This is a genomic window from Sulfurospirillum sp. HTRB-L1 (assembly GCF_059415125.1).
In genome coordinates, this window is the sequence record NZ_JCAHZR010000003.1 from 109603 (window position 1) to 133599 (window position 23997).

Here is a 23997-nt window from a genome sequence, read left to right on the forward strand (position 1 = left end):
TTTTAAAAATTTCTCTACCCTTACATGTAAAGGGTGTGGGCGGTGTCTTTTAAGCGTAGGTTGGTTTGGGTAAAAAACTCCTCGTGGCGCAAAAAAAGACGCACGATGTCGGGGTCAAAATGGGCCCCCGCTTCTTCTTGTACGAACGTTTTTATCTGTGCCATGGGCCACGGTTTTTTATACACACGTTCGCTAATGAGCGCATCAAACACATCCGCAAAAGCGACAATGCGCCCAAAGATGTGAATCCCTTCTCCCCTTAACCCCCGCGGATAGCCTTTGCCGTTAAACTTTTCGTGGTGTTCGTACGCCACAATGGCGGCGTGACGAAACAATGGAAGGCTAGAATCTTGCAACATCTCGTAGCCCAACCGCGCATGCTCTTTCATACGGACATATTCTGCTTCGCTTAGCTTGCCGGGCTTTTTTAAAATGTGGTCTTCGATGGCGATTTTTCCGATGTCGTGCATGGGCGAAACGATGCGCAAGGTGTCGACCTCTGTTTGCGAAAGTCCCAATTCTTGTGCAAAAAATTCCGCGTAGGTCGCAACCCGCTTTACATGTAAGCCCGTTTCGTGGGAGCGCGACTCCGCCATGCCCCCTAGGGATAAAATAGTGCTCTCAAGGGTGCGATGAATCTCGTGGTTTAGCGCCAACAGTTTAGTGTTGGCCGTTTCAATCTCGTGGGTTTTTTCCCTTACATGTAACTCCAATTGCGCTTGGTAAGAGCGGTGGTCAATCTCCCGATGAATCTCTGTGCATACTTTTTTCAAAAGGGCCAAAAACTGCCCGTGGTCAATGGGTTTTAACACATACCCGTCCACATTTAGCGCGATGGCTTGCATGAGCAGTTGGCTTTCACTGTGGGCAGTGGAGAAGATAAACCGTTGGCTTGGATTGCGCGCCTTGATGGCTTCGCACAGGGCAAGTCCGTTCATCTTTGGCATGGAGATGTCCGAGAGAATCAGATGGGGTGCAAAAGCCTCATAGGCCGCCAACCCCTCCTCACCATCCTTTACATGTAAGACCTCTTGAAACAGCGCTTTTAAAATTGAGGAGAGGCGCACAGCAATCTCTTGGTCATCTTCCACGTACAATAACCGCAATGTTTGTGTGAGGTGGCGCAACGACTCAAGTGGCATTAAAATAACTCCAAATCCTCACCCTCTGCCTCTCCTCCTCCAAAGTCCATTTTGATTTGCAAACACGAACTGAGCAAGGAAGCATCGAGATAATGGATGTCGCTGGAAGCTTGGGCCACAAAAATAGTTTGCCGCCAATTGGCCAAATCCTCACTCACTGCTTGGAGTAAAATGAGCATCTTGCGTTGGTTGAAATCCACACCCATGAGGCCTAGCAAAAACTCTGAAAGGTTGTGCAAACTGTACGCCACATCTTCAAAGTCCATCAAATACCCAATCATCTTCCCATAACGCTGAAAATGCCGCGCCACCGAATGCAAGGATGAGAGGTTAAAGTGCTCCTCAAGCTCCATAAAGGTCTCCTCCATCTCCCGCTCAAGCTCTTCCATCTCTTGGAGTTCGTCCATCACTTCACTACTCAAGCTAGCAATGTATTCTCGCGCACTTTCTTTGTGGGTCGCGTGCATCGCACTGAGGCGTATGTGTTCGTAACTTTGGGGTGCTTTAGGCAAAGGCGTGGGCGAGGAGGCAGGAACATTCTCTTTAACACTGCTTTTGGTGGATTCTTTGCGGGTCTGGCGTAGCACATCATGCAAGTAGGCGGAGAGGTTTTGGCTTTTTTGTTTTTCGTACTCCACTCGGGTGATGTCGGTGAGGCTCAACAGGGTGAGTGGGTGTCCGCTGGGGTATAAATGCGCCTTATTTAAAAGAAAAATACGCGTTGCACTTTTGGTTTTCAAGATAACCTTTTGGTCTTGATGTCCTGAGGGTTCCGCTTCATGGAGGCTTTCCATAAAGCCTTGTTTTTTAACCACAAAACCGTCCACACACGCGCCTTCAAGCAAAGCATTTAGCTCTTCTTGGCTAAAGAGCTTGCTTGCTCCGCTATTGAGAAAAATGAGCTTCTTCTCCGCGTCAAAGACAAAGGTAGGAGAGGGGTAAATGTCTGCGGTTTCTTTCAAAATACCCAAGGATGCTTCATTGATCTGGGCTTGGGTGCGGGCCTTTTGGTACGCAAGGGCTTCGCGCTTTTGGTGCACTCCGCGAAGCAGCACAAGAAGGTTTTTAAAAAACTCTTCATCATTAAGCGGCTTGGTCACATAGCGATCAATCCCTAAAAAAATCGAATCTAGCAAATAGCTTGTGTCGCTGTACGCGGTGATAATCATCACAGGGACTTCGTGGTTGAGGTTACGGATAGCCTTGACCATTTCAAGACCATTGACATGGGGCATGGTGATGTCTGAGAGGACAAGGTCGGGGGAGTGGTGTTTAAAAAGTTCTATCCCTTCTTGCCCGTCGCTTGCCACATACACGTGTTTAAAAAAAGTCAAAAGGATGCTTTTCATCACTTTTTGCGTTTGGAGGTCATCTTCTGCATATAAGACGCTTAGGTCTTTGGCATAATGTTTGATGGTTTCAATTTGTGTCATTATAATTCCTTTGCGGGGAAGTGCAAGCGCATTCTTGTGCCAATAGCGGCACCATTATACCAATTCGTCGCACGGATTTCCCCATTAAATGTCTTGTTCATGATGGTTGCACACATGTACAAACCAATGCCTGTCCCTTGCTTGTCTCCCTTGGTGGTAAAATAAGGGTCAAAAATCTTGCCAATCACCGCCTCGTCAATCCCCCCAGCGGTATCTTCCACCACCAACTCAACACCATCACCCTCTAAAGGATTGGTATAAAAACGGATGCTTTTTTCCACAACCTCTTTTTCCTCAAAGGCATCACGGGCGTTGGAAAGAAGGTTTAAAATCACTTGTTCAAGCTCACCTATCATCCCATGCACTATCACCTCTTTGGGCACTTCATTGTGCAAAACAATACCATGGCTGGCCAACTGCGCCGATAAAATATTGTTCGCGTACTCGACGCATTCGCGCAGTGAAAAATCCTTTTTTTGCTTGCTGGGCTTAAAAAAGTTCATAAAATCATCAATGGTCCGACTCATGGATTGGGTCATGTGGCTAAGTTCTGCGATGGCTTCATTGAAATACGCATCATCCAACAACCCCATCTGTTTTTTAAGGCGCATGTCCAACGTGGTGCAGTTAATCACATTGAGCGGTTGGCGCCACTGGTGAGCGATGGCGCCTAGCATTTCCCCCATGGAAGCAAGCTTGCTTTGTTGAATCAGTAGCGCTTCTTGGTGTTTTTGAAGCTCCCGCTCTTTGTGCACATCGGTCATGTCCGTGATAGTGGTGATTTTATAAGGCCCGCCTACGATATTTTCCAAGATACCCGCCGTGGCGACAACATGAATCTCCTTCCCGTCCTTGCCTATCACGTCCCATTCTTGGGGGATTTCTGTTTTTTCTCCTGCAATAAAGGCATCGTGCAAGGCGTTCATTGCCTCGTGCTGTTCAGGGGGAACTACCTTTGTAAAATACTCTCCGATGAGCTCTGCCTCCGCGTAGCCAAAAATCTTACAATACGCAGGATTGACCACCACAAAGCGTCTTTCTGCATTGGTGAGACAAATCCCTAGGTTTGCTGTTTCAAAAATCTTGTTAAAAAAGGCTTGGTGTTCGGTGCGTTTTTGCACTTCTTGGGAGATTTTTTCCTTCAATGTCTCTTCGTATTCCCGCTGCGATGTGATGTCTGTCCCAATACTCACCGTGGCGATCAACTCGCCACATTGCGTATGAATGGGAAATTTACGCACCCTATAGACGCGATGTTCTCCATTTAGCAAGGTCACTGCTTTTTCATGGACAACCGACTCCCCCGCAGGAAGGCTCTGTGCAAGGCGTTCGTGTTCCATGCATTGGCGCACGCGGGCATCTTCCTCAGCCACACCAAACACCTCCGCTTCTGTTTTTCCCATCACCTCGTCCACGTGGTGCCTTCCCATCACGTGCAAAAAGGCTTCGTTGGCGGTAATGATGCCCAAATCCATGCCGCGCACCGCCACGGTATCTTGCATCTCTTTGACAACCCGCGAGAGCACCATGACCTCTTCTTCAATCTGCTTGCGCTTGGAAATATCACGGAACAACACCAAATACCCAAAAGAACCCGCCTCATCCAGTAAGGGCGTGCAAGAGACTTCCGCGGTAATGTGTTGCCCTTGTTTGGTGCGAAAAATTTCTTCCCCAAAGTAGGAGACCCCGCGCTGTTGTGCTTTAAAAATAGGGCACTCTTCCTTGGGCATGTGTTCGTTAAAGGCGTGTTCGTGAAAAAGCTCATGACCCACTTTTCCCAGCATCTCCTCTTCGCTAAAGCCTAGTATTTTCAAGGTGGCAGGGTTTACATGTAAGATTTTCCCTTGGGCGTCAAACACGTACAACCCCTCTTTCATAGTGGTGTAAATGGTTTTATAAAAGGCCTCTTTCACGCATACTCCTCTTTAGGTAAAATCACTTCAAACACTGCGCCGCCATTTTCGTTGTGCGCCCTAATCTCGCCTCCTTGGTCGGTGACAATTTTTTGAGCGATATTGAGTCCAATCCCCATGCCAGAACTCTCCTTCGTGCTCACAAAGGGCTCAAAAAGCGTGGGTAAAATCGCAGGGTCAATCCCTCCTGCATTGTCTTGAAACCGTACATGTACAAAAGCTCCTTTTTCAAAAACACTGATGTGAAACTGGCGCTGGTCAAAAGATTCTATCTTCACAAGCTCATCAAGGGCGTTACTGATGATGATAATCCACACTTGTTCGATGCGTTGTTTTTGTACCAAAGAGCGCAAAACAAGGCTCTCTTTGGGCAAATTGAGGCGAAAAGGGATTTGATTAAGAAAGATGGGCACCACATGGTGGGCGCGGCTATACGAAAGGGTGAGGGCATCAACAAGCGTGGCGTACACGTTGACAACCTCTTTTTCCTCTGTGCTTTTTTGGGAGGCTTTGCGCATGGATTCGATGATATTGGCAATCCGACTCAGCCCTTCTAAAATCACCTGCGCATCTGCACTCATAGCCTCGCGCAACGCGGGGTTGTCGATGCGCTCAATGTCTGCTTGAAGCATCTCTATGTTGCCTTTGACGTAGGTGAGGGGTGTGTTGATTTCATGGGTAATGCCCGCGGCCATTTTTCCAATGGAACTAAACTTGGCTTCTTTGATTTGCTCCTCTTGGTGTTTTTTATACGTCTGGATATTTTTTTCCACTTCAAGGCGAATCTGCTCTTCGAGTATTTCTTTTTGCTTTTCCTTGCTAGTAATGTCAACAATCACGCCCACAAAGCCCTCAAACTCCCCTTCTTTGTAAATGGCTTTTTTATGAAATTCTAAAACCTTTTGCTCTTGGGTGTCGGGGGTGGTGTAAAAGGCGTGGTACTTTTGGTACGCAAGGTTAACCATCCCCGCATCTTTTTGGGTAGAGAGATTGGCTAATTCACTCGAAAAGACCTCTTCCACCCGCTTGCCCACCATGGCTTCTTTTTGGATGGAAAAAAATTGGCAAAACGCGGCATTACACCCTTTGTAACGAAAGGTTTTGTCTTTGATGAAAATAGGCATCGGAATAACGTCTAAGATGGTTTCGATTTCCACAAACTGCTCTTGGAGTTGCCGATTAAGCCGCTCGATGACATTGCGCGAATTTACCCTTGCGGTGATGTCGCGAATACTCCAAATGCTTTGGCGATGCTCTGCGTCCATGAAACTATTGCCAAACATTTCCACCCAGAAAACAGTGCCATTTTTGCGTCGCAACCGGTACTCAACCCCGTTCACGCCTTGTGCTTGGGTCGCATTAAGATAGGTCTCTTTCCAATTCTCATACAAGCCTTCCGAGGCAAAAAGTATTTTCATCTCTTTACCAATAAGCTCCTCGCGCGAAAACCACATCACTTCACACAAAGCAACGTTCACATCCGTAATGCGCCCCGCTTCATTTAAAATAATGTGCCCAAGGTCTGAGTGGTTAAAGTACAAATGCAGTCGCTTTAGGGCTTTTTCCAAGGCGCGTTTTTCTTCTCGCGACATCACAATAAACGTTAAGCTTTTTTGCTTAGGCAAGAAAGAGACCAGCGAATCTATCTCTATGCTTTTGCCTTTGGGGTTTTTAAATGCATGTACAAAATTCCCCCGTCCTCGTTTGTACACAACCCGTTGCAACTCTTTGGTTTGGCGCTCGCCCAAAAGTTTGAGAAAGTTTTCATTGACAAGCTCCGTGCGGTCCATTTGCATAATGTCGGCAAATTTTTGGTTAAACCGCTCAATCACTCCTCTAGCATTCACACTGGCAATCCCGCATTCTGCATGGTCTATGAGGGATTCGGTATTTTCTTTTTCAACGGTGAGCACTTCATTAAGGGACTCAAACTCCGCCCGTTTTTGCCACATCCAATACCCAAACACCACAGTCACAAACAACAACAATGCGACCAAAGCATAATGGCGCTGGAAAAAAAGTTCGATATTTTCAATCTCACTGTTGGTTTTTATCTGCGCCACATACGCACCCCTGCCTTCTTTTGCATGGGAGAAAATGGGCACAAACAGGGCAATCTTGGCCGTTTCGTATTGCGTGATAGCCCTGTAGACTTCCTTTCCTTGGGTGAAATCTTGCAGCATCACTTCGCGTTCTTTAGAAGAAAGAGAGAGGAAGTTTTGTTCCGAAAAAGCATTGCCACCTAACACATCATACCCCACAAGCAAGGCCGAAGGTGTGGCACTTGGCGTGCTTATAGAAGGCAGGTAAAACGCGTACGCACCATCGTCTTGCTCCTCAAGACGCGCAAGGGAAGTGGGGGCCAACATAGACAGCACCACGCCTTCGGTGGCGCTTAGGGGGAAAAAATGTTCCAACAAAAGCCCTTTGGGGCTCAGGGTGTGAAGGAAAAAAGAGAGTTTGGAGGAAAAATCCACATCGAAGATGTATTCTACTTGGGCAATGTCCAATGTTCGCAATAAGGTTGCCAACTGAGGAAAAGGCGCGTCAATCTCCGCCACAGGGACCTTGCGATGGGCTTCTCTTAAGAAAGAGAGGGCGGCTTCTTTTTTAGCAAAGGTGTCAAAAAAGGCGAAAGCAGCCGTGGCTTGTTGGTGGTGAAGTTGATTGGCGGTGTTCCAGTTTTTTTCAAAGCGCTCCACTTGCTGGCGCAAAACCTCATGAACCCGCTCCCCTTTCCAGACCTCCATCAACCCATGCACTAGCCATAAAACGCTTAGGGAAAAACATAGGGTCACTAGCAAAATTGCTAGCTTGTTTAAGGGTTTCACAACACCTCTTTGATTCTTGCTTCCAAATCCTTGAGCGAGGAAAAAGGCTTCATGATGTAGTGCGTTGCCCCCTCTTGGTGTGACTTTGGAACTTTATCAAGGGTCGAATAAGCCGTCATCATGATGACCTTTGCCCTGAGGTGTTTTTCTTGAATCTGAATCAACACATCCAAGCCATTCATTTGTGGCATCATGATGTCCAAAAGTACCACATCATAACTCTCATCCAACGCCGCAAGCGCCGCAAGGGGATTGGAAAATAGGTGAACCTCATAGCCCCCATTTCGCAGTAAATATTTCTCAATCATGTCTAAAATGCCCTGCTCATCGTCCACAATGGCAATCTTAATCAAGGCGCACCTCCTGGTAAATTTAGCAACCAAACGACTTACATTCCTTACATGTAAGGGAAAATATAAAACAATACTATTAAAAGAAATCTAAAAGAAATTTATTATACAGAAGATTAGTGGAAAATACCGTTAACGGGCACTTTTTCTGCAACAACTGTGCTTTTTTGCCGAATCCTCCATGCGCCCTTAACGCTTTGCGTTTCCTTTAAAGTCCCCAAAAACAGCCTTATCGGCTTGCAAGCAACTCGCCAAAACGCACATTTTGGCCTTCAAATTTCCCCAAAGCAAGCCGCGGGTTTTCAAAGAGTAGCACGATGGTTGAACCCATTTCAAAAAAGCCAAGTTCTGCCCCTTTTTCAAGCCACAAGGCTTCGTACATGTAAAAGGTGTGAACCCCATTTTTGGCGTTGGTTTGGATGCGTTCGTCAAACTCAAAACGCATTTTTCCCACGTTTAAAGCACCCACAAACACCATGTAAAACCGTTCTCCTAGAGCATCTTCGCACACTAACACCACCCGCTCATTTTCACAAAACAACCGCGGTTGTTTTTGAAGCCATGTAAAATTCACCGGATACAATTTCCCAGGAATATGGTGCGCTTCAAGTACCTTCATGTGGCAAGGAGCGTGGTAACGGTGGTAGTCGCGCGGAGAAAGGTAGAGGTTAAAAAACTCTCCCCCTTCCAAGGCTTGCACGTTATGCTTGGGCACGTATTCGCCCAAGAGTTTTCCCACCGAATACTCCATCCCTTTAATCTGCAACGCCAAGCCGTGGCTAATGTGTCCGCAAGCACTCACCTTAGCATCACACGGACTGATGTAAGACCCCTTATCTCCCTCCAAATGGCGCGGCCGCACTAGGGAGCGCGTAAAAAGACGTGCCAAGCTAACGTACGCACCAGAGGGTAAAAAATCGCCCATGTCTAGTTTAAATGCCCACACGTACACACGGTTAATGAGTGTTTGTACGGGCTTAGGAAAACGCGTGGCAGCAAAACGGCCAAAGCAGCGCGAAAGCAGTGAGGTGTAGTGGGGTTTCATGTTAGGACCTTAATGATAATTTGACAATTTCTGAGGGAGCCATGACACGCACAGGCGGCCCCCAAAACCCTGCCCCGCTACTCACAAACACTTGCGTACGCGGGGTGTGCTGATACAATCCGTACAAATACGGCTGGTCTAGCAATACCAACAACCCAAAAGGGAAAATCTGCCCCGCGTGGGTGTGGCCGCAGAGTACAAGGTCGATGGGCTCATCACCTTTTAAGTGCGTGACATATTTGGGCTGATGGGCCAGTAACACTGTGGGCAAGTCAGGGTTGTGTCCCGCAAGCGCGGCGGTGATGTCGGGTTTTAAAGGATGGTTCATGCGCTGTGCCATTAAGTCATACACGCCCGCAAGGTTAATCCCGCCCACTTGCACGTGAGTATTGCCCAACACCTTTACATGTAAGGATTCCAAATGGGCCAAAATAGCCTCCACACCATGGAAATATTCGTGGTTTCCAGGCACAAAATAGACACCTAGTTTACTGTGAATGTCCAACAAAGGATCCAATGCGTCGCCGATGCTTTCCACTTCCAAGTCCACCAAATCCCCTGTAATCACCACGATGTCTGCATCCAGCGCATTAACACTGTGTACAATCTCTTCTAAAAATGCTTTGCCTAGCACCTTTCCAATGTGCACATCACTCAGTTGCACCACTTCAAGCGGGGCTTCCAAACCCTTAAGACGCACGGCTACTTCGGTGATTTTGGGCGAAGACAAACCACCCATGAACCCACGCACCAGGTAAGAAAGGGCCAAAATAAGCATGGTCACGTCCAAAATGCCCTTTAGCATCATGCGACGCGACGCATCGTAGCGCACGCGCATCAAGGGCAAATGCACCAAATCGTACACGATGGCCACACAAAAAAGCATGAACGACGCCCCAATAAACCCCGCTATCACAAAAAAGACTTCAGAGGTTAGGGTGTCGTGCCGTAAAGTAAGAAGGAACAGCATCTCTAGCCCGACCACGCCTACCATGCCCCATTTGAGCACCGACTGAATCGGCGCAAACAGGTCAATCCGCTTCAAAAATCGGGTGTACACGTACGCATTCATCCCGATGATGACAAGGGTAGCAAAAAGGGCAAAGAGAAGTCGAAACACATTTTTCCTTTACATGTAAGGCTATTTGGCCTTAAAATACCGCGTTGTTTCGCCCGCGACCACATTGGACAACATCAACAAGGCGATCAAGTTTGGAATCGCCATGAGGCCGTTCATCATGTCGGAAAAATTCCAGACAAATTCCAATTTCATCATCGCACCCACCATCACCCCGGCGATAAACAGCACCCGGTACAAGCGCACACGGCGCTCTCCTAGCAAAAATTCAAAGGCTTTTTCACCATAATAACTCCACCCCAAAATGGTAGAGTAGGCAAACAACACCGTCGCCACGCTCACCACCAACACGCCCACGTCTCCAAGGTGATGGCCAAAACTGAGCATCGTCAGTTGTCCCGCACTCACCCCTTCTTGCCAAAAAGGCGACATCAAGATAATCAGTGCCGTCATCGTACACACCACCAAGGTGTCGATAAAGGTTTGGGTCATGGAAACCAATGCTTGCTTGACAGGGTCGTTGGTTTTTGCCGCAGCTGCGGCGATGGGGGCAGAACCAAGACCTGATTCGTTGGAGAAAACCCCGCGCGCAATCCCAAAGCGAATAGCCGCTGCAATGGTCGCTCCCGCAAAGCCACCCCCCGCGGCGATAGGCTCAAAAGCATGGTAGAAAATCAACCCAAAGGCACCGCCCACTTGGTCAAGATTGGAACCAATGATAATCAACGCAAAAAACACATACACCACAATCATAAAGGGCACCAAGAAGGACGTAAACCGACCGATGGAGCGAATCCCGCCCAAAATCACCAACGCAGTTAATGTAAGTAATATGAGCCCAGAAATCCAGTGTGCCACGCCCAGTTGCGAATACAACACTTCCGCCACCGCGTTAGATTGGGTCATGTTTCCAATCCCAAAAGCCGCACACGCCGTAAAAAACGCAAAGGCTGTTCCAAGCCAAGGAAGTTTCGCACCATAGGTCAAGTAGTACATCGGACCACCTTTAAACCCAAGGGCGCCTTCTTTGCGGTATTTTACCGCCAGTACGGCTTCAGAATACTTCGTTGCCATGCCCACAAGCCCTGTAAGCCACATCCAAAATACTGCACCTGGCCCTCCGAGGGTAATCGCCGTTGCCACCCCGACAATATTACCAATCCCCACCGTAGCTGCCAAGGCTGTCATAAGCGCCGCAAAATGGCTAATCTCCCCTTTGGCCCCCTCTTCTTTGGCAAAAATCATTCTGAGCGCATGAGGCAAGGCCCAAAATTGCATAAACTTTAGTCGAATGGTGAGGTAAATCCCTGTACCTACTAATAGGGTAAGCATTGGAACGCCCCACACAAAAGAAGAAATGCTTGAAACGATTGCTTCAAGGGTCTCCATAATCACTCCTTTGTGGGTCAAAATTTCGACCAATAGTACAAAAAAGGGACTTAAATAACCCTAGATTGAGGCGCCAAATCCCACGCTTTTTGCCGCCTCAAAAGTGACCAAAAAGCCTTAAGGGCGTTTTTGCTCTTCCGTAGCTTTAAGGGTATCAATGGCTTCTTGCATGGCTTTAAGAATAAACCCAGCCGCCGTAGGCCCATCATTTTCAGGAACATCCCACGTAAAGATACGCATGCGGTTGTGAAACACTTCTGCCACTTCTTCCATGATGGCTTCTTTTTCTTTCTCGTACTCTTTGCGTTCAATTTTCATCTTTTCCTCCTGTGTTTTACACTATCATAACAAAATGCACCTTCTCCTGCAAATCCCTTGCGCTTTCCCTAAATTTCAGATATGATACAGCGTTTGAAAGATGAGTGTGAGTTTCATCTTGGTTTATCTATCTGTGTGACCTTCCGTTAGCAGAGTAAATTCACCCTAAGAATACTTCACAATATATTTCGACCACCACCAGCAATGGGGTGTATTTTACCCAAAGGAATTGCCATGGCAACTCTACAAAACGGAACCGTTAAATGGTTTAACAACGACAAAGGTTTTGGATTTATCCAACCAGAAGATGGAAGCAAAGACGTATTCGTACACTTTCGCCAAGTAAACAACACTGGTTTTGGTCGTGTTAGCCTAGACGAAGGTCAAAAAGTAACATTTGAAATCGGACAAGGACAAAAAGGTCCTCAAGCAGAGAACGTTACCGCTCTCTAGTCTCCTTCTCCAAAGGCGCCTCGCGCCTTTGGAGCCCCTCTTTTTACTTCTTTAAAATCAACTTTTCATACAACAATTCTAACGCCCTATCCGCGTGCTGTTGGGCAATCCCAATATGAAACGAAATTTTCGCAGGCCCATGGTCAAGCATTTCAATGTCAATATGGTTGTTTTTCAACGTCCACACCGCATCGGCAATCACCGAGGAGTTGTATTTCATCCCAATCCCCACCAAACTTAAAATCGCAACATCGTACACCACCTCAAGGCTACTGGGAGAAAGTTGTGCTTCGATGTTAGAACGCAAGTTGTTGATATTGCCCGCTAAATCTTCCTTTTTAATCAACACCGCAATGTCATCTTTGTCTGTAGGATAATGGTACGTTTTAATGCCGTATTGGTTAAAAATGCTCAGCAAACACTCGGTAAACCCGATGGTTTCGCCAAGCCCTTCTTTTTCCAAATAAATATACGCCATGTGGTCAAGTTTTGCAATCCCTACCACATCTTCTTCAGGTACCCGTTCGTTTAAAATCATCGTCCCCACAGAAGAAGGGCGGTTGGTGTTGCGAATCGTGATGGGAATATTGCTTTTTTTACAATTATTCATGGCGTCAAAATGAAAAACATTAAACCCTTTTGAGGCAAGCAGGCGAATCTCTTTAAAGGTAAGGCGGGGAATCACATCACTCGTTTTGACGATGCGGGGATCTACTTCGTACACCCCATCCACATCGCTCCAGTTTTCGTACAAGCTCGCTCCCACAGCATAGGCCACTTCACCCCCTGTTAAATCCGAACCTCCGCGAGAAAGCACCGCAATCTCTCCTGCTTTTGTGACCCCATAAAACCCAGGAATCACACATACTTCTTCGTTTCCTTTTAATGCTGCCACATTCTCATAGGTCTCAGGCAAGACTTTGGCACACATCAGCGCATCACTCACCACAAACCCTATCTCTTCAGGAAGGCATACCCTCGCGGCGATGCCAGATTTATTCAAATACGCCGCGATGATTTTTGCGTTGTAGTGTTCGCCACGTGAAGCCAAAAAAGCGCTTTTGGCCTCGCCTTTGAGGGGCGTTTTGAAATCTTCTTCCAAACGTGCAAGCAAAGCCTCATCCTCAAGCCCCAAACCTTTGAGCAAAGAGGTAAATTTTTCGACAATGGCCTTTTTGCTTTGGGCTACGCTTACATGCTTGGTTAAATGCTCCCCCGAAGTGGCCACATTAAGCAAGTGATCGGTAATCTTTTGGCGATGGGTCTCATCCCTGCCAGGGGCAGAGACCACCACAAATTTTCTGTTCTTGCTATCACCGATGATATTTTTAACCTTTTCTATCTGCCCCGCGTTTTCAACAGAACTTCCTCCAAATTTACTGACGATCGTTCGTTTCAAACCTTTCCTTTATGCATCATCCAAGAGCGGGTAAACCCCGTCTCCGTCGTGATTTTCTGTGCCAACAATAGGCGGGTTAAACACGCAAATAAGCCGCATGTCTTCCGTGCCGCCGTAGAGGTTGTGCTCATCATGGGCATTGAGGGCATACATGATGCCATCATAGATTTTATGCCGCACTCCTGTAGCCAAATCTTCAATCTCCCCATTGCCGCCCACACAATACACCGCTTCAAGGTGGTTTTTGTAGTGGATGTGGGTTTTGGTATTTTTGCGAATGATGGTCTCGTGAAAGGAAAATCCCATTCCGTCTTTTTTAAGCAACATGCGCCTGCTGCTCCACTGCCCTTCCTTGGCGTGCACTTCTTTGTCGGTGCCTATAATCGTTTTAATGTCGCGTACTAACATGGTTTTCCTTTAATATTCGGTACTTAGTCGTTCTTTTTTTTGTGCAAACACTTCATCAATCGCCGCTTCAAGGCGGTCTAGCCCTTCTAAAAGCGTGGCTTCGTCGATGAGCAAGGGCGGCAAAAATTTTACCACTTGGTTGTTTGAACCCGCTGTCTCGATAATCAACTTGTGCTCAAAGGCCTTGGCTGAAATCTCCCCTGCGATGGTCGGGTCGTTTTTAATCTCAAACCCATACACAAGCCCACGGCCACGGATGGCAAAGGTGTACTCAGGGTACTTTTGCGCAATAGCCTCAAGGCGTTTCTTTAAAATCTCCTCTTTGTACTTCACAGCATTGGACAAATCATCGCTGTTCCAATACTGTTCCATCGCCACGCGCGACGCTACAAAGGCCAAGTTATTGCCCCGAAAGGTGCCCGTGTGTTCGCCAGGTTTCCACTGGTCAAGTTCGGGTTTAAAAAGCACCATCGCCATGGGAAGCCCACCGCCGATGGATTTGGAAAGTGTAATGATATCTGGCTTAATGCCTGCAAATTCAAAGCTAAAAAACTCTCCCGTGCGTCCATTTCCCACTTGGATGTCATCCACGATGAGCAAAATGTCGTATTCATGGCAAATACTCTCAAGCTCTTGAAGCCACGCTTTCGACGCGACATTGATGCCGCCTTCTCCTTGCACGGTTTCTAAAATCACTGCTGCTGGCGTGTCAAGTCCGCTACTGCCATCGCTTAAATATTTGCGGAAAATCTCTAGGGTGTTCATGTCGCCCAAGTAGCCATCAAAGGGCATAAAGGCGGCATTGGTACGGCTAATGTAACTCTCATCGCGGTATTCATTGTTTCCAGTAACTGCTAGGGCACCTTGGGAGAGGCCGTGGTAGCCGTTAGTGAAAGCAACGACATTACTGCGTTTTTTGACCAAGCGGGCAAGTTTGAGCGCTGTTTCAACCGCGTTGGTACCCGTTGGGCCCGTAAATTGCATCACATAGTCTAAACTTCTTGGTTTTAAAATCAAATCTTGAAAAGTTTGGATAAACGCTTTTTTGGCACTGGTGGCCATGTCAAGTCCGTGTACAATCCCATCTTCTTGCAAATACTCAATGAGTGCTTTAGAGATGTGTTCGTTGTTGTGTCCGTAGTTTAGGGTTCCAGCCCCTGCAAAAAAGTCGATAAAGGTGTCGCCGCTTTCGTCGGTCAAAATAGCACCTTTGGCGCTTTTAAAGATGGTAGGGAACGAACGGATATACCCGCGTACTTCTGACTCATAATTTTCAAATACTCTCATAGTTTTTCCTTTACATGTAATGGTCCGATGACATACAACAATTCTTCCTCGTGAGCATCCTCGCCAAAAAGCGTGCATTCAAAGCCACGCTCGCTGCGTATTGGCGCATCAAGTTTGGCGGCGATTTTTTCAAAAAGGCGGCGTGAGGGAACATTGGAAGGGGTAATCGTTGTGTGTATCTGGCGAACCGTTGGTAGTCGTGTTAGCAAATTTTCTAGCATTTGCACCGCTAAGCCGCGTCCTCGCATACGCTCATCTACCGCCACTTGCCAAACAAAGAGTGTTTGTGGGCTTTGGGGGAGCATGTAAGCACTCACGAGTCCTACGATGTTTTCGCCTTGTGTTGCGACGATACTGGTTGCTTGAAAATGGCTAGCAACCAACATGTACACATACCGAGAGTTCACATCAAGGGGTTTAGAGCGCGCTACAAGGGAAAAAAGCTGAGGGCTGTCACTGAGCGTGGGATTGCGAAATTCTAAGGTGTGTTCTTCTTGCACTGGTCTCCTTGGTAAGGGTTGCGGGGATTTTGGGGCGCACTTTTGCGCATAGTTTGGTTAAAAAAACCATGCTTTAAGTATACTGAAGAAATCTTTAATGTAAATTAATGTCATAAAATATGTTAGTTATTTACACGTTTTATGTAAATTTATCTCTTACATGTAACGAAATCCTTTACATGTAAAGCATCTATAAACTCTCCTTTTCGTAAGAAAAAATTTGCTTACGGCCCCGCTCTTTAGCTTGATACATGGCCATATCAGCCTCTTTTAGCACCTCTTGCGCTTCTTCATTGTCACCAAAAAGAGCAAACCCAATACTAGCGCCAATGACGTAATTCCCATGCGCTAGGGCATAGGGCTCACAAAGTCTGGCAAGGAGTTTTTGCGCAATAGCACGCACTTGAAACATCGCGTGTATTCGCTCTTCACTCAAATTTTCAAGCAACACAACAAACTCATCACCCCCCAATCGCGCCACCGTGTCACATTGGCGCGTTGCGTCTTGTAGCCTGTTGGCCACTTGGATTAAGAGCATGTCTCCCGCATCGTGCCCGTACGTGTCGTTGAGTTCTTTAAAATAATCCAAATCAAGAAACATAATAGCCCCATACTGCCCCTGACGTGCAAGGGCCGCATGCAAGGCATCATCTAGCACCGTGCGATTGGCAAGGTGGGTTAATGGGTCGCGGTATGCCAAGTCTTGAATCTTTTTTTGCGCCACCTTGTGGGTGGTGATGTCATTGAAATTTGCCAAGTAGTGCTTTATCTCTCCCGCTTCATTGCGAATGGCAGTGATGGTCAAATGCTCTGCGTAAATCTCTCCATTTTTGCGCTTATTCCACATCTCCCCTTGCCAAAATCCCTCCTCATGCAGGCCTTTCCACAGCTGTGCGTAAAAGGCGGCATCGTGTTGTTGGGATTTAAACATACGAGGCGTTCGACCAAGCACCTCCTCTTCAGAATAGCCCGTGATGCGTGTAAACGCTTCGTTTACCTTCACAATCACCTCATTCGCATCGGCAATCAAAATCGCCTCTTGGGTTTCAAAAGCCACGGCCAACAAATGCAACTCTTCCGCTTTTTTCTGCGCATCGATATTGATATACACCCCCGTAAGCAAATGTGGCGCGCCTTGCGGGGTAAATTCAATAACTTTTCCCCTTACCTGAACCCACACCCATTCTCCCCCAGCACTGCGCATCCGCCGCTCCACCAAAAAACTCTGATGGGCAATGATTTGTTCTTGGATGGATACAAACATTGCAGTTGATTCTTCCGGATGGGTGAGCGCTTTAATAGTGTCAAGGCTAGGGGTAAACGCATCGGGTTCGTAGCCCAACAAGGCATAACACTGAGGGTCCCACGTGATGGTATTGCGCACATAATCCCACGTCCACACTCCCGTTTGTGTCGCCTCCATGGCAATGCGAAACTGTTTTTCATAGGCCAATTGGTGGCGTTGACGTTCGCTTTCACGGTAGTACCGCAACACTAACACCAGCGCAAGCAAGCCCGAAAGGCTAACAAGCATCACACTCACCCACAGCACCTTACTGCGCTCTTTGTCCCAATAGCCCAACACTGTGGATTCATTCATGTTCACTTCCACCACAAAGGGCATCAACGTTGCCAAACGTGTCACATCCAAGGGCATGTGTTTGTTGCGGAGAAAATGGTCATAGATGGTTTCTGCATCCTTAGGGTGTGTGGGCGTGTAGTGCGAGGTGCCAAGGGGGCTGTCGGGATGGGTCGAAAACAAAAGGATGCCATCCATGCGCCACAAAGAGATGACTCCCTCCTCCACAGGCAAAGCCCGATCATAGCGATTTGCAAGGTAGTCGGTATTGAGGGTAGCCACTACCAAATAGGGCGCATCGCCAAAGGAGACTTTTTTGAGCACAGGAAGAAAACTAATGCCTCCAACAGGCACAGGCATAACAGAAGTGCTAGGCCTCCCCTCGTGCAAATCCCGTCCGCTCCAAGGCGCACCAAGGCGCAATACCGGCGACTCTCCAAAAGGAATGGGTAAAAAATCTTGCAAAGGAACAATGGTGCCAACATTGGGCACATGAGAGCTTGCAATCACGCGTCCATCAAGGGCCAGCAAAGATAACGAACGCAAGTAGGGTGCATTGGAAAGCAGTTGCTCTAAAAGCGGGGTAAGTTTTGTGTGCTCAAGGGCGGTCGCACTTAAAAAAGGCAGGCGGTCAATCGTATGGTTCACTTGTTGTAAAATCTGAGAAAAGTGCTCCTCTAGCGCATTGGCATGCAACGAAGCAATATGCCGATGGGTTTGGATAGCCTCTTGGCGCAAACTCGACAGCGCTACTGCAATCAAAAAAACAACCAATACCAGGGTGCTTAGCATTACTACTAAGAACCACGCGGTGCTTTTGCGCGTTAGTGAAGCTTTCATGGAAGAGGCTTGCGAACAACAATCGGGTCAAGTTGGTGGCGTTTGGCGGCCGCCTCGAGGGTTCCGTCCGCTTGGATGCGTTGGATAAATTCCTCAGCGCGTTGCCACAACCGTACCTCCTCTTTTCCCACGGCCCATCCGTAAGGGGTAAGGTAAAAGGGTTCTGGCGGAATGATAAGCCTTGCCCATTCGCGTTGTGCAACCATCCGTTTTCCAAAAGGAAAGTCTGTCATGAGCACGTCCGCCCTGCCCGCTTCCACTTCTTGTTCTCTTGCGTGGAGGGAATTGACGATGAGTACCTTTGCCTTACGAAGCCGCTCTTGCATCACTTCCACATGGTACGTTCCTTTTGCCACAACGACAACTACCCCCTCTTGGTCGATGTCCTCCCAAGTGCGAATACGGCGATTGCTCTTCGTCACAATGGCATACATATCGCTCACAAGATGGGGAGAGGTGAGGAGCAAGTGGGCTTTGCGTTCACGGGTATGTCCAATGGCAAACATGGCAATATCACACCGCTTGGAACGCACATCTTCAATCAAGGTTGCAAAGGAGCTAGGGATAAAGGTGGTTTCCACTCCCAAATCCTCCCCAAAGGCCTTTGCCAAATCCACATCAATCCCTTGCAAGGTTTGGGTGCGTGGGTCAAGATAAGAGATGCCATAGTACTCTGGCCAAATGCAAACACGCATCTGTTGGCGCGCATGAATCTCTTCTAGCACGTCGCTCATCGCCACATAAACCATACCGCTCATACACCACAAAAAGAGTATCAAGCGAACCATGACGCAACCTTTCCGCCGTGCGTCTTAGCGCACCAATGGCGTACAATTCGAGGTAAAATGCTAAAGTATACCGCACGGCAAATAAGGGGTGTATTAAAAAATAATACAATTGTGGCACATCAAAAGCCTTTACATGTAAAGGCTTTTGGCGCATTCTTGAATGCGTTTGCGTTTTTCTTCGCCAAGGGCTTTACCTAAAAATCCTTCCGCTAGCAATTCTCGTGCGCTCACCCCGCCATCAAACACCCGTTCGTACACTCCAAGAGCCTTGGCGCGCGCCACGTACCCAGGACGGCATACGCCCACCCACGTGTTTAACGGGCGCTCAAACGCTACTTCAATTAGCTCATAGTCACTCATGTTTTCATGGCCAAAAGGAACCCCCACCAGGGCACGGTGGTAATGCAGGGGAAGGGCAAGGCGCTTAAGAAGAGGGGCGGGTTCTAGGTTGAGCCAATGGCAGGCAAAAAAAAGCCACAAGTACGGCTTAAGGGGCGTGGGGCAATGGGGTGCATGGTCTCTTAGGGCACGGGCAAAGGCCACAAGGGCGCGGCACGAAGGGGTGGTGTGAAACAAGGTTTCAAAAAACCCAAGGCGGTACATGTAAAGCACGCCGTAGGAGGTAAACGGGGCTATAAAAAGCTTTTCAAGCTCCCACGTAATGCGGGTTTGGCTAAGTTCTAAGACGTCTAGGGTTTGCATGACCGCTAAGGTTTGAGGGGTGATGTGAAACCCAAAACGCGCCGCAAACTGCACCCCGCGCAACACCCGCAACGGGTCTTGCGCAAAACGCACTGGGTCCATCAGGCGAATCACGCGCGCGTGCATGTCGGCCCTTCCTCCCCAAAAATCAACCACCTCTTCAGTAAAAAGGTGCACCATGAGCGCATTCATCGTAAAATCACGGCGCAGGCTTGCTAAACGCTCTTCTTGGCACACTTCCACGCTAAAGCCTTGGTGTCCTTTGTCTATTTTTTGCTCCTTGCGGGGCAGGGAGAGGTCGATGTCTTTGTATTTGTACACAAAAAAAGATTTTCCAACACCCTTAGCGCCCAAGGATTGCATGAGCCCATCAAAAGCGTGGGGCGTCATGTCGTACACTTCGATGTCAAGGTCTTGAATAGGGTTTCCAAGCAACATGTCCCGCACCGTGCCACCGACGATATAAGCGCGGGACGTGTGGGGCAAGAGGTGGTGTTTAAGGGTGGCTAGGTGGGCTAAAAGTGCGGGGGGAAGCCCCGTTAAAAGGCTCATTTGCCCGAATGTTTCTCCGCTTTTTCAAGCCGTTCTTCGATGGAAGCAAGAAGGTACTCTAAAAAATTTAACGTCAAATCCACCTTGGCTTCGATGTTTTTATTGTTGGGAGATTGAAACCCTTCAAACAAAACCAAGATGCGCTCTCTGACATTTTTCAAAAAACGTGTATCGTCCATCACAGGAGGCTCTTCTTTTTTGGGCTCTGCCAAAGGTTCCGCAGGAGGTGGGGTGGGCTTGGCAGCGGGTGGGGCAAGTGGGGCTATTTTAGGAGAGTCCACTTCTTTGTCTAGCTCTGCTAGGGTTGAGAGAATCATGTCTTTTAGTTCCATAGTTTTGCTAGCCACCTTTCAAATTCCATAAATTCCACCTCACTGTCCATGTTGATAAAAAAGGTTTTCATCTCTTCGTTCACCCCGAGGTATTTTTTGCGAATCCCACATAAGCGTCGAATAGCAACCTTTGCTTCCTTGTTTTGAGGCTCTTTTTTTAAGATTTTTTTATAAATCTCCAACGCCTCTTCTTTGAGGCCTTGGAGTTCATACACGGAAGCAAGGGTAAGGGTATTCATACTTTTGAGACGTAGCTCGCGATGATAGAGCCGATTTCACTGGTTGAACACACCTCTTTAGCCTCATACGCCGAGAGATCTTTGGTACGGTACCCTTCTTTAAGCACGTGTTGGACTGCTTTTTCAATGCGACTAGCCGCACTCTCTTCGCCAAGGGCAAAGCGCAGCATCATTGCCGCGGATAAAATCGTCGCGATTGGGTTGGCGATGCCTTGGCCTGTAATATCAGGCGCTGAACCATGAATGGGCTCAAACAACCCCACCTGTCCGCCCACGGAAGCGGAGGGCAAAAGGCCGATGGAGCCGCTTATCATACTGGCTTCATCACTCAAAATATCCCCAAAGATATTGCCGGTTAAAATCACGTCAAACTGCTTAGGATTGCGAATCATCTGCATGGCCGCATTGTCCACATACATGTGAGAAAGGGAGACCTCTGGGTACTCTTTAGCCACTTCCTCGACAGTCTCGCGCCACAATTGGCTCACCTCCAACACATTGGCCTTATCCACCGAACAAACCTGCTTGCGGCGTTTCATTGCACTCTCAAAGGCCACTTTGGCGATGCGCACAATCTCTTCCTTGGTGTAGACCATGGTGTTGTACGCGCGGTCGGCCTCTTTAGCGCGCGGTTGGCCAAAGTAAATCCCGCCCGTAAGCTCGCGCACGACCATCATGTCCACACCCTTAAGCACCTCAGGTTTTAAGGTACTGGCATTAACCAGTTCATCATACACAGCCACAGGACGCAAGTTTGCAAACACACCCAAGGCTTTGCGCAGGTTCAAAAGGCCAGTTTCAGGGCGTTTTTCCCGCGGAAGCATGTCCCATTTTTCACCGCCAATGGCGCCAAATAAAATCGCGTCTGCTTTCAGGCATCCTTGCACGGTCTCCCCAGGAAGGGGCTCGCCAAAAACATCAATGGCCGCACCACCCATGAGAAAATCACTATAACTTAGCTCAAAATCCTCGTGAGAAGAGACCGCGTCTAGGACTTTAATGGCTTCATCGATAATCTCTGGGCCAATCCCGTCCCCTTTAATAATAGCAATCTTATACTGTTTCACGTGCGGTCTCCTTTTGAAGCGGCAAGCTCCACCTTAGCGTACTCCATCAACCCGCCCGCTTGAATGAGTTCTTGCATAAAGGGAGGGATGGGGGAGAATTGGTAACTTTTGCCCGTGGTGTCATTAATAATGCTTCCTTGTGCGGGCGTGATGCGAATCTTGTCGCCCTCGCTAAAGGCTTCGGTGTTGCCCAGTTCAAAGATGGGCAAGCCCGTATTAAAGGCATTGCGGTAAAAAATACGCGCAAAACTTTTGGCCACAATGGCGGCAACACCCGCAGCTTTTAAAGCGATGGGGGCGTGTTCGCGGCTGCTTCCACACCCAAAATTTTCTCCCGCAACAATCACATCTCCAGCTTGAAGCTTAGAGAGAAATTCAGGATCCGCATCTTCCATCACATGCTGCGCTAAGGCTTTGGGGTCAGACGTATTAAGGTACCTTGCTGCGATAATTAAATCCGTATCAATATTGTCACCAAAACACCAAACGTTTCCAGAAATTGTACTCATGAGAATCCTTACATGTAAATAGAGTTCTTGTCAAACACGTATCCTAGCGTTTCGCAAGAACTTCAAAGAAGAAATAGGGAACATTTTAACAAAAAAGTAGTATAAGAAAGATTAAATCCCTCAATCCCTGATTTGCCCTCTTGGTCTCTTACTTTGCGCCTTGAGGCCAACAATCACTCTAGGGCCAACCACACGCCCACGCCCATCATCAACACCCCCGCAATGCGGTTGAGAAGTTTCACGTGGGCCTCTTGTTGCAACAGCGCGCGCAAGGAGCTTCCCCCCAGCGCGTAGAGCAACATCGAACAAAACTCGATGACCAAAATCATCCCCACAAGCACAACCAATTGCCCAAACAACGGACGCTCATACGCGATAAAAGGAGGTAACAAGGCGATGAAAAATGCCCATCCTTTGGGGTTCGCAACAGCGGTCACAAACCCTTGGGTCATGAGCGCCACAGAAGGAATACGCGCCGCGCCCTTGTGGGCACCTAAGGACATTTTTCCCCGCGAACGCCACAATTGCACCCCAAGGTAAAAAAGGTACACGCCCCCAACCCATTTAAACACGGTGAAAAACTCCGGATAACGCACCATCACTACCGCCACGCCTACCGCCGAACAGACAGACACAAAGGCCACACCCACAAGTTCCCCTGCCATCATCCACAAGGTGCGTTTCAACCCCACGCTCATCCCAAGGGTCATGGCTAGCGTCATGCACATGCCTGGCGTCACCGAAACGGCAATAAACGTGGGAATAAAAATCATTAACGTCGCACTATTCATCCTTGACCTTCTTACATGTAAAGCTACAACACCACCTGAATGAGCACCATGTACGTCACCGTCGCCACCACAATGCTCATTAGGGCATTTTTAAACACCAAATGCATCCCCCCGGCTATCACAATCCCAAGCAATTCTGGCCCACCATAGGGGTACTGCCCAAAGGGAACATCGCGAATCGCATAAAACACCAAAATCACCATAATCATCAACGGCATGTGCTTTTCAATCAACCGCACCAAGGGGCCAGGTTCGCGCTTGGCAAAAAACAAAAAAGGCAAAAGTCGCGTTGCGTAGGTGGCAAGGGCGGCAAGGGCAATGCCTTGTATCAAGTACATCTCACTCATCGATCCACCCCCTTAGCCCAATAAGCAAGGCCGCAGCCAGTGCGAGGGAGAAAATAAGCATCTTGGCACTGGGTAAAATCACCATGCCCGCCATCCCGATAAGCAGTGCTACGATGAGTGGTTTAGGGCTAGGCTGTTTGCGGTAGAGTTCAATGGAGAGCACCACAAACAAGGCCGTCAGCGAAAACTCAATGCCCGTGTAATTAAAGGGCACCACATTCCCCAACACCGCCCCAATCACCGTTCCAAGCACCCAATAACATTGGTTCAGCGCGGTAATGTACAGGTAGGTTTTTTCGCGGTTTTGTGGAGACATGGAGGCAGTTTTTAGCAAGGCAAAGGTTTCATCGGTGAGGCCGTAGATAAGGTAATGTTTCCCCTTGCCCATCCCCTCAAAGGTACTAATCATGGAAAGTCCGTAAAAAAAATGGCGTAAGTTGAGTAAAAAGGTTGCCACGCCAATCTCCAAGAGCGTCGCATGGGCCGCAAAGAGCGTCAAGGCCAAAAATTGCCCTGAACCCGCGTAAATAAACATGCTCATAGCAAAGGCATAATACCAAGGAATCAGCATCGACGAGGCCAGCAACCCAAAGGCCATCCCTAAAGGAATATACCCCATCATCACAGGAACCGTCAGCTTTACAACACTGCCAAACCGCACGCAACCCCCTTGCCTAGTACATTTTACCTTTACATGTAAGGCAT

Annotated in this window: 24 protein-coding genes; 1 reads left to right on the forward strand and 23 read right to left on the reverse strand. The window is 48.1% G+C overall.

All coding sequences use genetic code 11. From position 1 onward, the window contains the following. Positions 1–20: 20 nt before the first annotated feature. The 9 genes from AC5SLM_RS06170 to AC5SLM_RS06210 form a co-directional block, all read right to left on the reverse strand. A complete protein-coding gene (locus AC5SLM_RS06170) occupies positions 21–1142 on the reverse strand; it encodes an HD domain-containing phosphohydrolase (protein WP_495250062.1) in 1122 nt (373 codons plus the stop codon). Then, positions 1142–2575, reverse strand: coding sequence for a response regulator (locus AC5SLM_RS06175; protein ID WP_495250063.1), 1434 nt, complete (start codon positions 2573–2575; stop codon positions 1142–1144). Before AC5SLM_RS06175 ends, AC5SLM_RS06170 begins: the two co-directional genes overlap by 1 nt. Beyond that, on the reverse strand, positions 2575–4488 hold the full coding sequence (locus AC5SLM_RS06180) for a PAS domain S-box protein (protein ID WP_495250064.1): 1914 nt from the start codon (positions 4486–4488) through the stop codon (positions 2575–2577). The genes AC5SLM_RS06175 and AC5SLM_RS06180 overlap by 1 nt, the downstream gene beginning before the upstream one ends. After that, a complete protein-coding gene (locus AC5SLM_RS06185; RefSeq protein WP_495250065.1) occupies positions 4485–7319 on the reverse strand; it encodes a PAS domain-containing sensor histidine kinase in 2835 nt (944 codons plus the stop codon). The genes AC5SLM_RS06180 and AC5SLM_RS06185 overlap by 4 nt, the downstream gene beginning before the upstream one ends. Beyond that, entirely contained in the window at positions 7316–7672 is a 357-nt protein-coding gene (locus AC5SLM_RS06190) for a response regulator (RefSeq protein WP_495250066.1), read from the reverse strand. The genes AC5SLM_RS06185 and AC5SLM_RS06190 overlap by 4 nt, the downstream gene beginning before the upstream one ends. A gap of 226 nt (positions 7673–7898) precedes the next feature. Continuing rightward, positions 7899–8714 carry a phosphatidylserine decarboxylase gene (locus tag AC5SLM_RS06195; protein WP_495250067.1) on the reverse strand — a complete coding sequence of 272 codons (816 nt, stop codon included), beginning with the start codon at positions 8712–8714 and terminating at the stop codon, positions 7899–7901. Position 8715: 1 nt separating this feature from the next. Further along, positions 8716–9834: a metallophosphoesterase gene (locus AC5SLM_RS06200; RefSeq protein WP_495250068.1), complete on the reverse strand. Its 1119-nt coding sequence runs from the start codon at positions 9832–9834 to the stop codon at positions 8716–8718. 21 nt (positions 9835–9855) lie between these two features. Continuing rightward, the gene (locus tag AC5SLM_RS06205) at positions 9856–11181 is read right to left on the reverse strand and encodes an alanine/glycine:cation symporter family protein (protein WP_495250069.1); all 1326 of its coding nucleotides are present in this window, start codon (positions 11179–11181) and stop codon (positions 9856–9858) included. 117 nt (positions 11182–11298) lie between these two features. Beyond that, complete coding sequence (locus AC5SLM_RS06210; protein WP_495250070.1) at positions 11299–11499, reverse strand: hypothetical protein; 201 nt, start codon at positions 11497–11499, stop codon at positions 11299–11301. A gap of 234 nt (positions 11500–11733) precedes the next feature. Between AC5SLM_RS06210 and AC5SLM_RS06215 the strand changes: the two genes are divergently transcribed. Beyond that, positions 11734–11952: a cold-shock protein gene (locus AC5SLM_RS06215; protein WP_205459343.1), complete on the forward strand. Its 219-nt coding sequence runs from the start codon at positions 11734–11736 to the stop codon at positions 11950–11952. Between the two features lie 43 nt (positions 11953–11995). On the opposite strand, the gene AC5SLM_RS06220 is transcribed toward AC5SLM_RS06215, so the two are convergent. From AC5SLM_RS06220 to AC5SLM_RS06285, 14 genes are all read right to left on the reverse strand, one after another. Then, positions 11996–13351 carry an aspartate kinase gene (locus tag AC5SLM_RS06220; protein WP_495250071.1) on the reverse strand — a complete coding sequence of 452 codons (1356 nt, stop codon included), beginning with the start codon at positions 13349–13351 and terminating at the stop codon, positions 11996–11998. Positions 13352–13360: 9 nt separating this feature from the next. Beyond that, positions 13361–13759 carry an ectoine synthase gene (locus tag AC5SLM_RS06225; RefSeq protein ID WP_495250072.1) on the reverse strand — a complete coding sequence of 133 codons (399 nt, stop codon included), beginning with the start codon at positions 13757–13759 and terminating at the stop codon, positions 13361–13363. 9 nt (positions 13760–13768) lie between these two features. Next, positions 13769–15046 (reverse strand): diaminobutyrate--2-oxoglutarate transaminase, encoded by a 1278-nt coding sequence (gene ectB / locus AC5SLM_RS06230; protein ID WP_495250073.1) that lies wholly within the window; start codon positions 15044–15046, stop codon positions 13769–13771. Next, positions 15043–15546, reverse strand: coding sequence for a diaminobutyrate acetyltransferase (ectA, locus tag AC5SLM_RS06235; protein WP_495250074.1), 504 nt, complete (start codon positions 15544–15546; stop codon positions 15043–15045). The genes ectB and ectA overlap by 4 nt, the downstream gene beginning before the upstream one ends. Before the next feature lie 190 nt (positions 15547–15736). Then, positions 15737–17965: a diguanylate cyclase domain-containing protein gene (locus AC5SLM_RS06240; RefSeq protein ID WP_495250075.1), complete on the reverse strand. Its 2229-nt coding sequence runs from the start codon at positions 17963–17965 to the stop codon at positions 15737–15739. Further along, a complete protein-coding gene (locus AC5SLM_RS06245) occupies positions 17962–18753 on the reverse strand; it encodes a substrate-binding periplasmic protein (protein ID WP_495250076.1) in 792 nt (263 codons plus the stop codon). Before AC5SLM_RS06245 ends, AC5SLM_RS06240 begins: the two co-directional genes overlap by 4 nt. A 129-nt stretch (positions 18754–18882) precedes the next feature. After that, on the reverse strand, positions 18883–20007 hold the full coding sequence (locus AC5SLM_RS06250; RefSeq protein ID WP_495250077.1) for a tRNA nucleotidyltransferase/poly(A) polymerase-related protein: 1125 nt from the start codon (positions 20005–20007) through the stop codon (positions 18883–18885). Then, a complete protein-coding gene (locus AC5SLM_RS06255) occupies positions 20004–20339 on the reverse strand; it encodes a CiaD-like domain-containing protein (protein ID WP_495250078.1) in 336 nt (111 codons plus the stop codon). The genes AC5SLM_RS06250 and AC5SLM_RS06255 overlap by 4 nt, the downstream gene beginning before the upstream one ends. Continuing rightward, positions 20330–20578: a tetratricopeptide repeat protein gene (locus tag AC5SLM_RS06260; protein ID WP_495250079.1), complete on the reverse strand. Its 249-nt coding sequence runs from the start codon at positions 20576–20578 to the stop codon at positions 20330–20332. Before AC5SLM_RS06260 ends, AC5SLM_RS06255 begins: the two co-directional genes overlap by 10 nt. Next, complete coding sequence (gene leuB, locus AC5SLM_RS06265; RefSeq protein ID WP_495250080.1) at positions 20575–21645, reverse strand: 3-isopropylmalate dehydrogenase; 1071 nt, start codon at positions 21643–21645, stop codon at positions 20575–20577. The genes AC5SLM_RS06260 and leuB overlap by 4 nt, the downstream gene beginning before the upstream one ends. Beyond that, positions 21642–22154 carry a 3-isopropylmalate dehydratase small subunit gene (locus AC5SLM_RS06270; protein ID WP_495250081.1) on the reverse strand — a complete coding sequence of 171 codons (513 nt, stop codon included), beginning with the start codon at positions 22152–22154 and terminating at the stop codon, positions 21642–21644. The genes leuB and AC5SLM_RS06270 overlap by 4 nt, the downstream gene beginning before the upstream one ends. A 173-nt stretch (positions 22155–22327) precedes the next feature. After that, on the reverse strand, positions 22328–22945 hold the full coding sequence (locus tag AC5SLM_RS06275) for a LysE family translocator (protein WP_495250082.1): 618 nt from the start codon (positions 22943–22945) through the stop codon (positions 22328–22330). 23 nt (positions 22946–22968) lie between these two features. Next, positions 22969–23292: a branched-chain amino acid transporter permease gene (locus tag AC5SLM_RS06280; protein ID WP_495250083.1), complete on the reverse strand. Its 324-nt coding sequence runs from the start codon at positions 23290–23292 to the stop codon at positions 22969–22971. After that, complete coding sequence (locus tag AC5SLM_RS06285; protein WP_495250084.1) at positions 23285–23953, reverse strand: AzlC family ABC transporter permease; 669 nt, start codon at positions 23951–23953, stop codon at positions 23285–23287. Before AC5SLM_RS06285 ends, AC5SLM_RS06280 begins: the two co-directional genes overlap by 8 nt. Between the last annotated feature and the right edge of the window lie 44 nt (positions 23954–23997).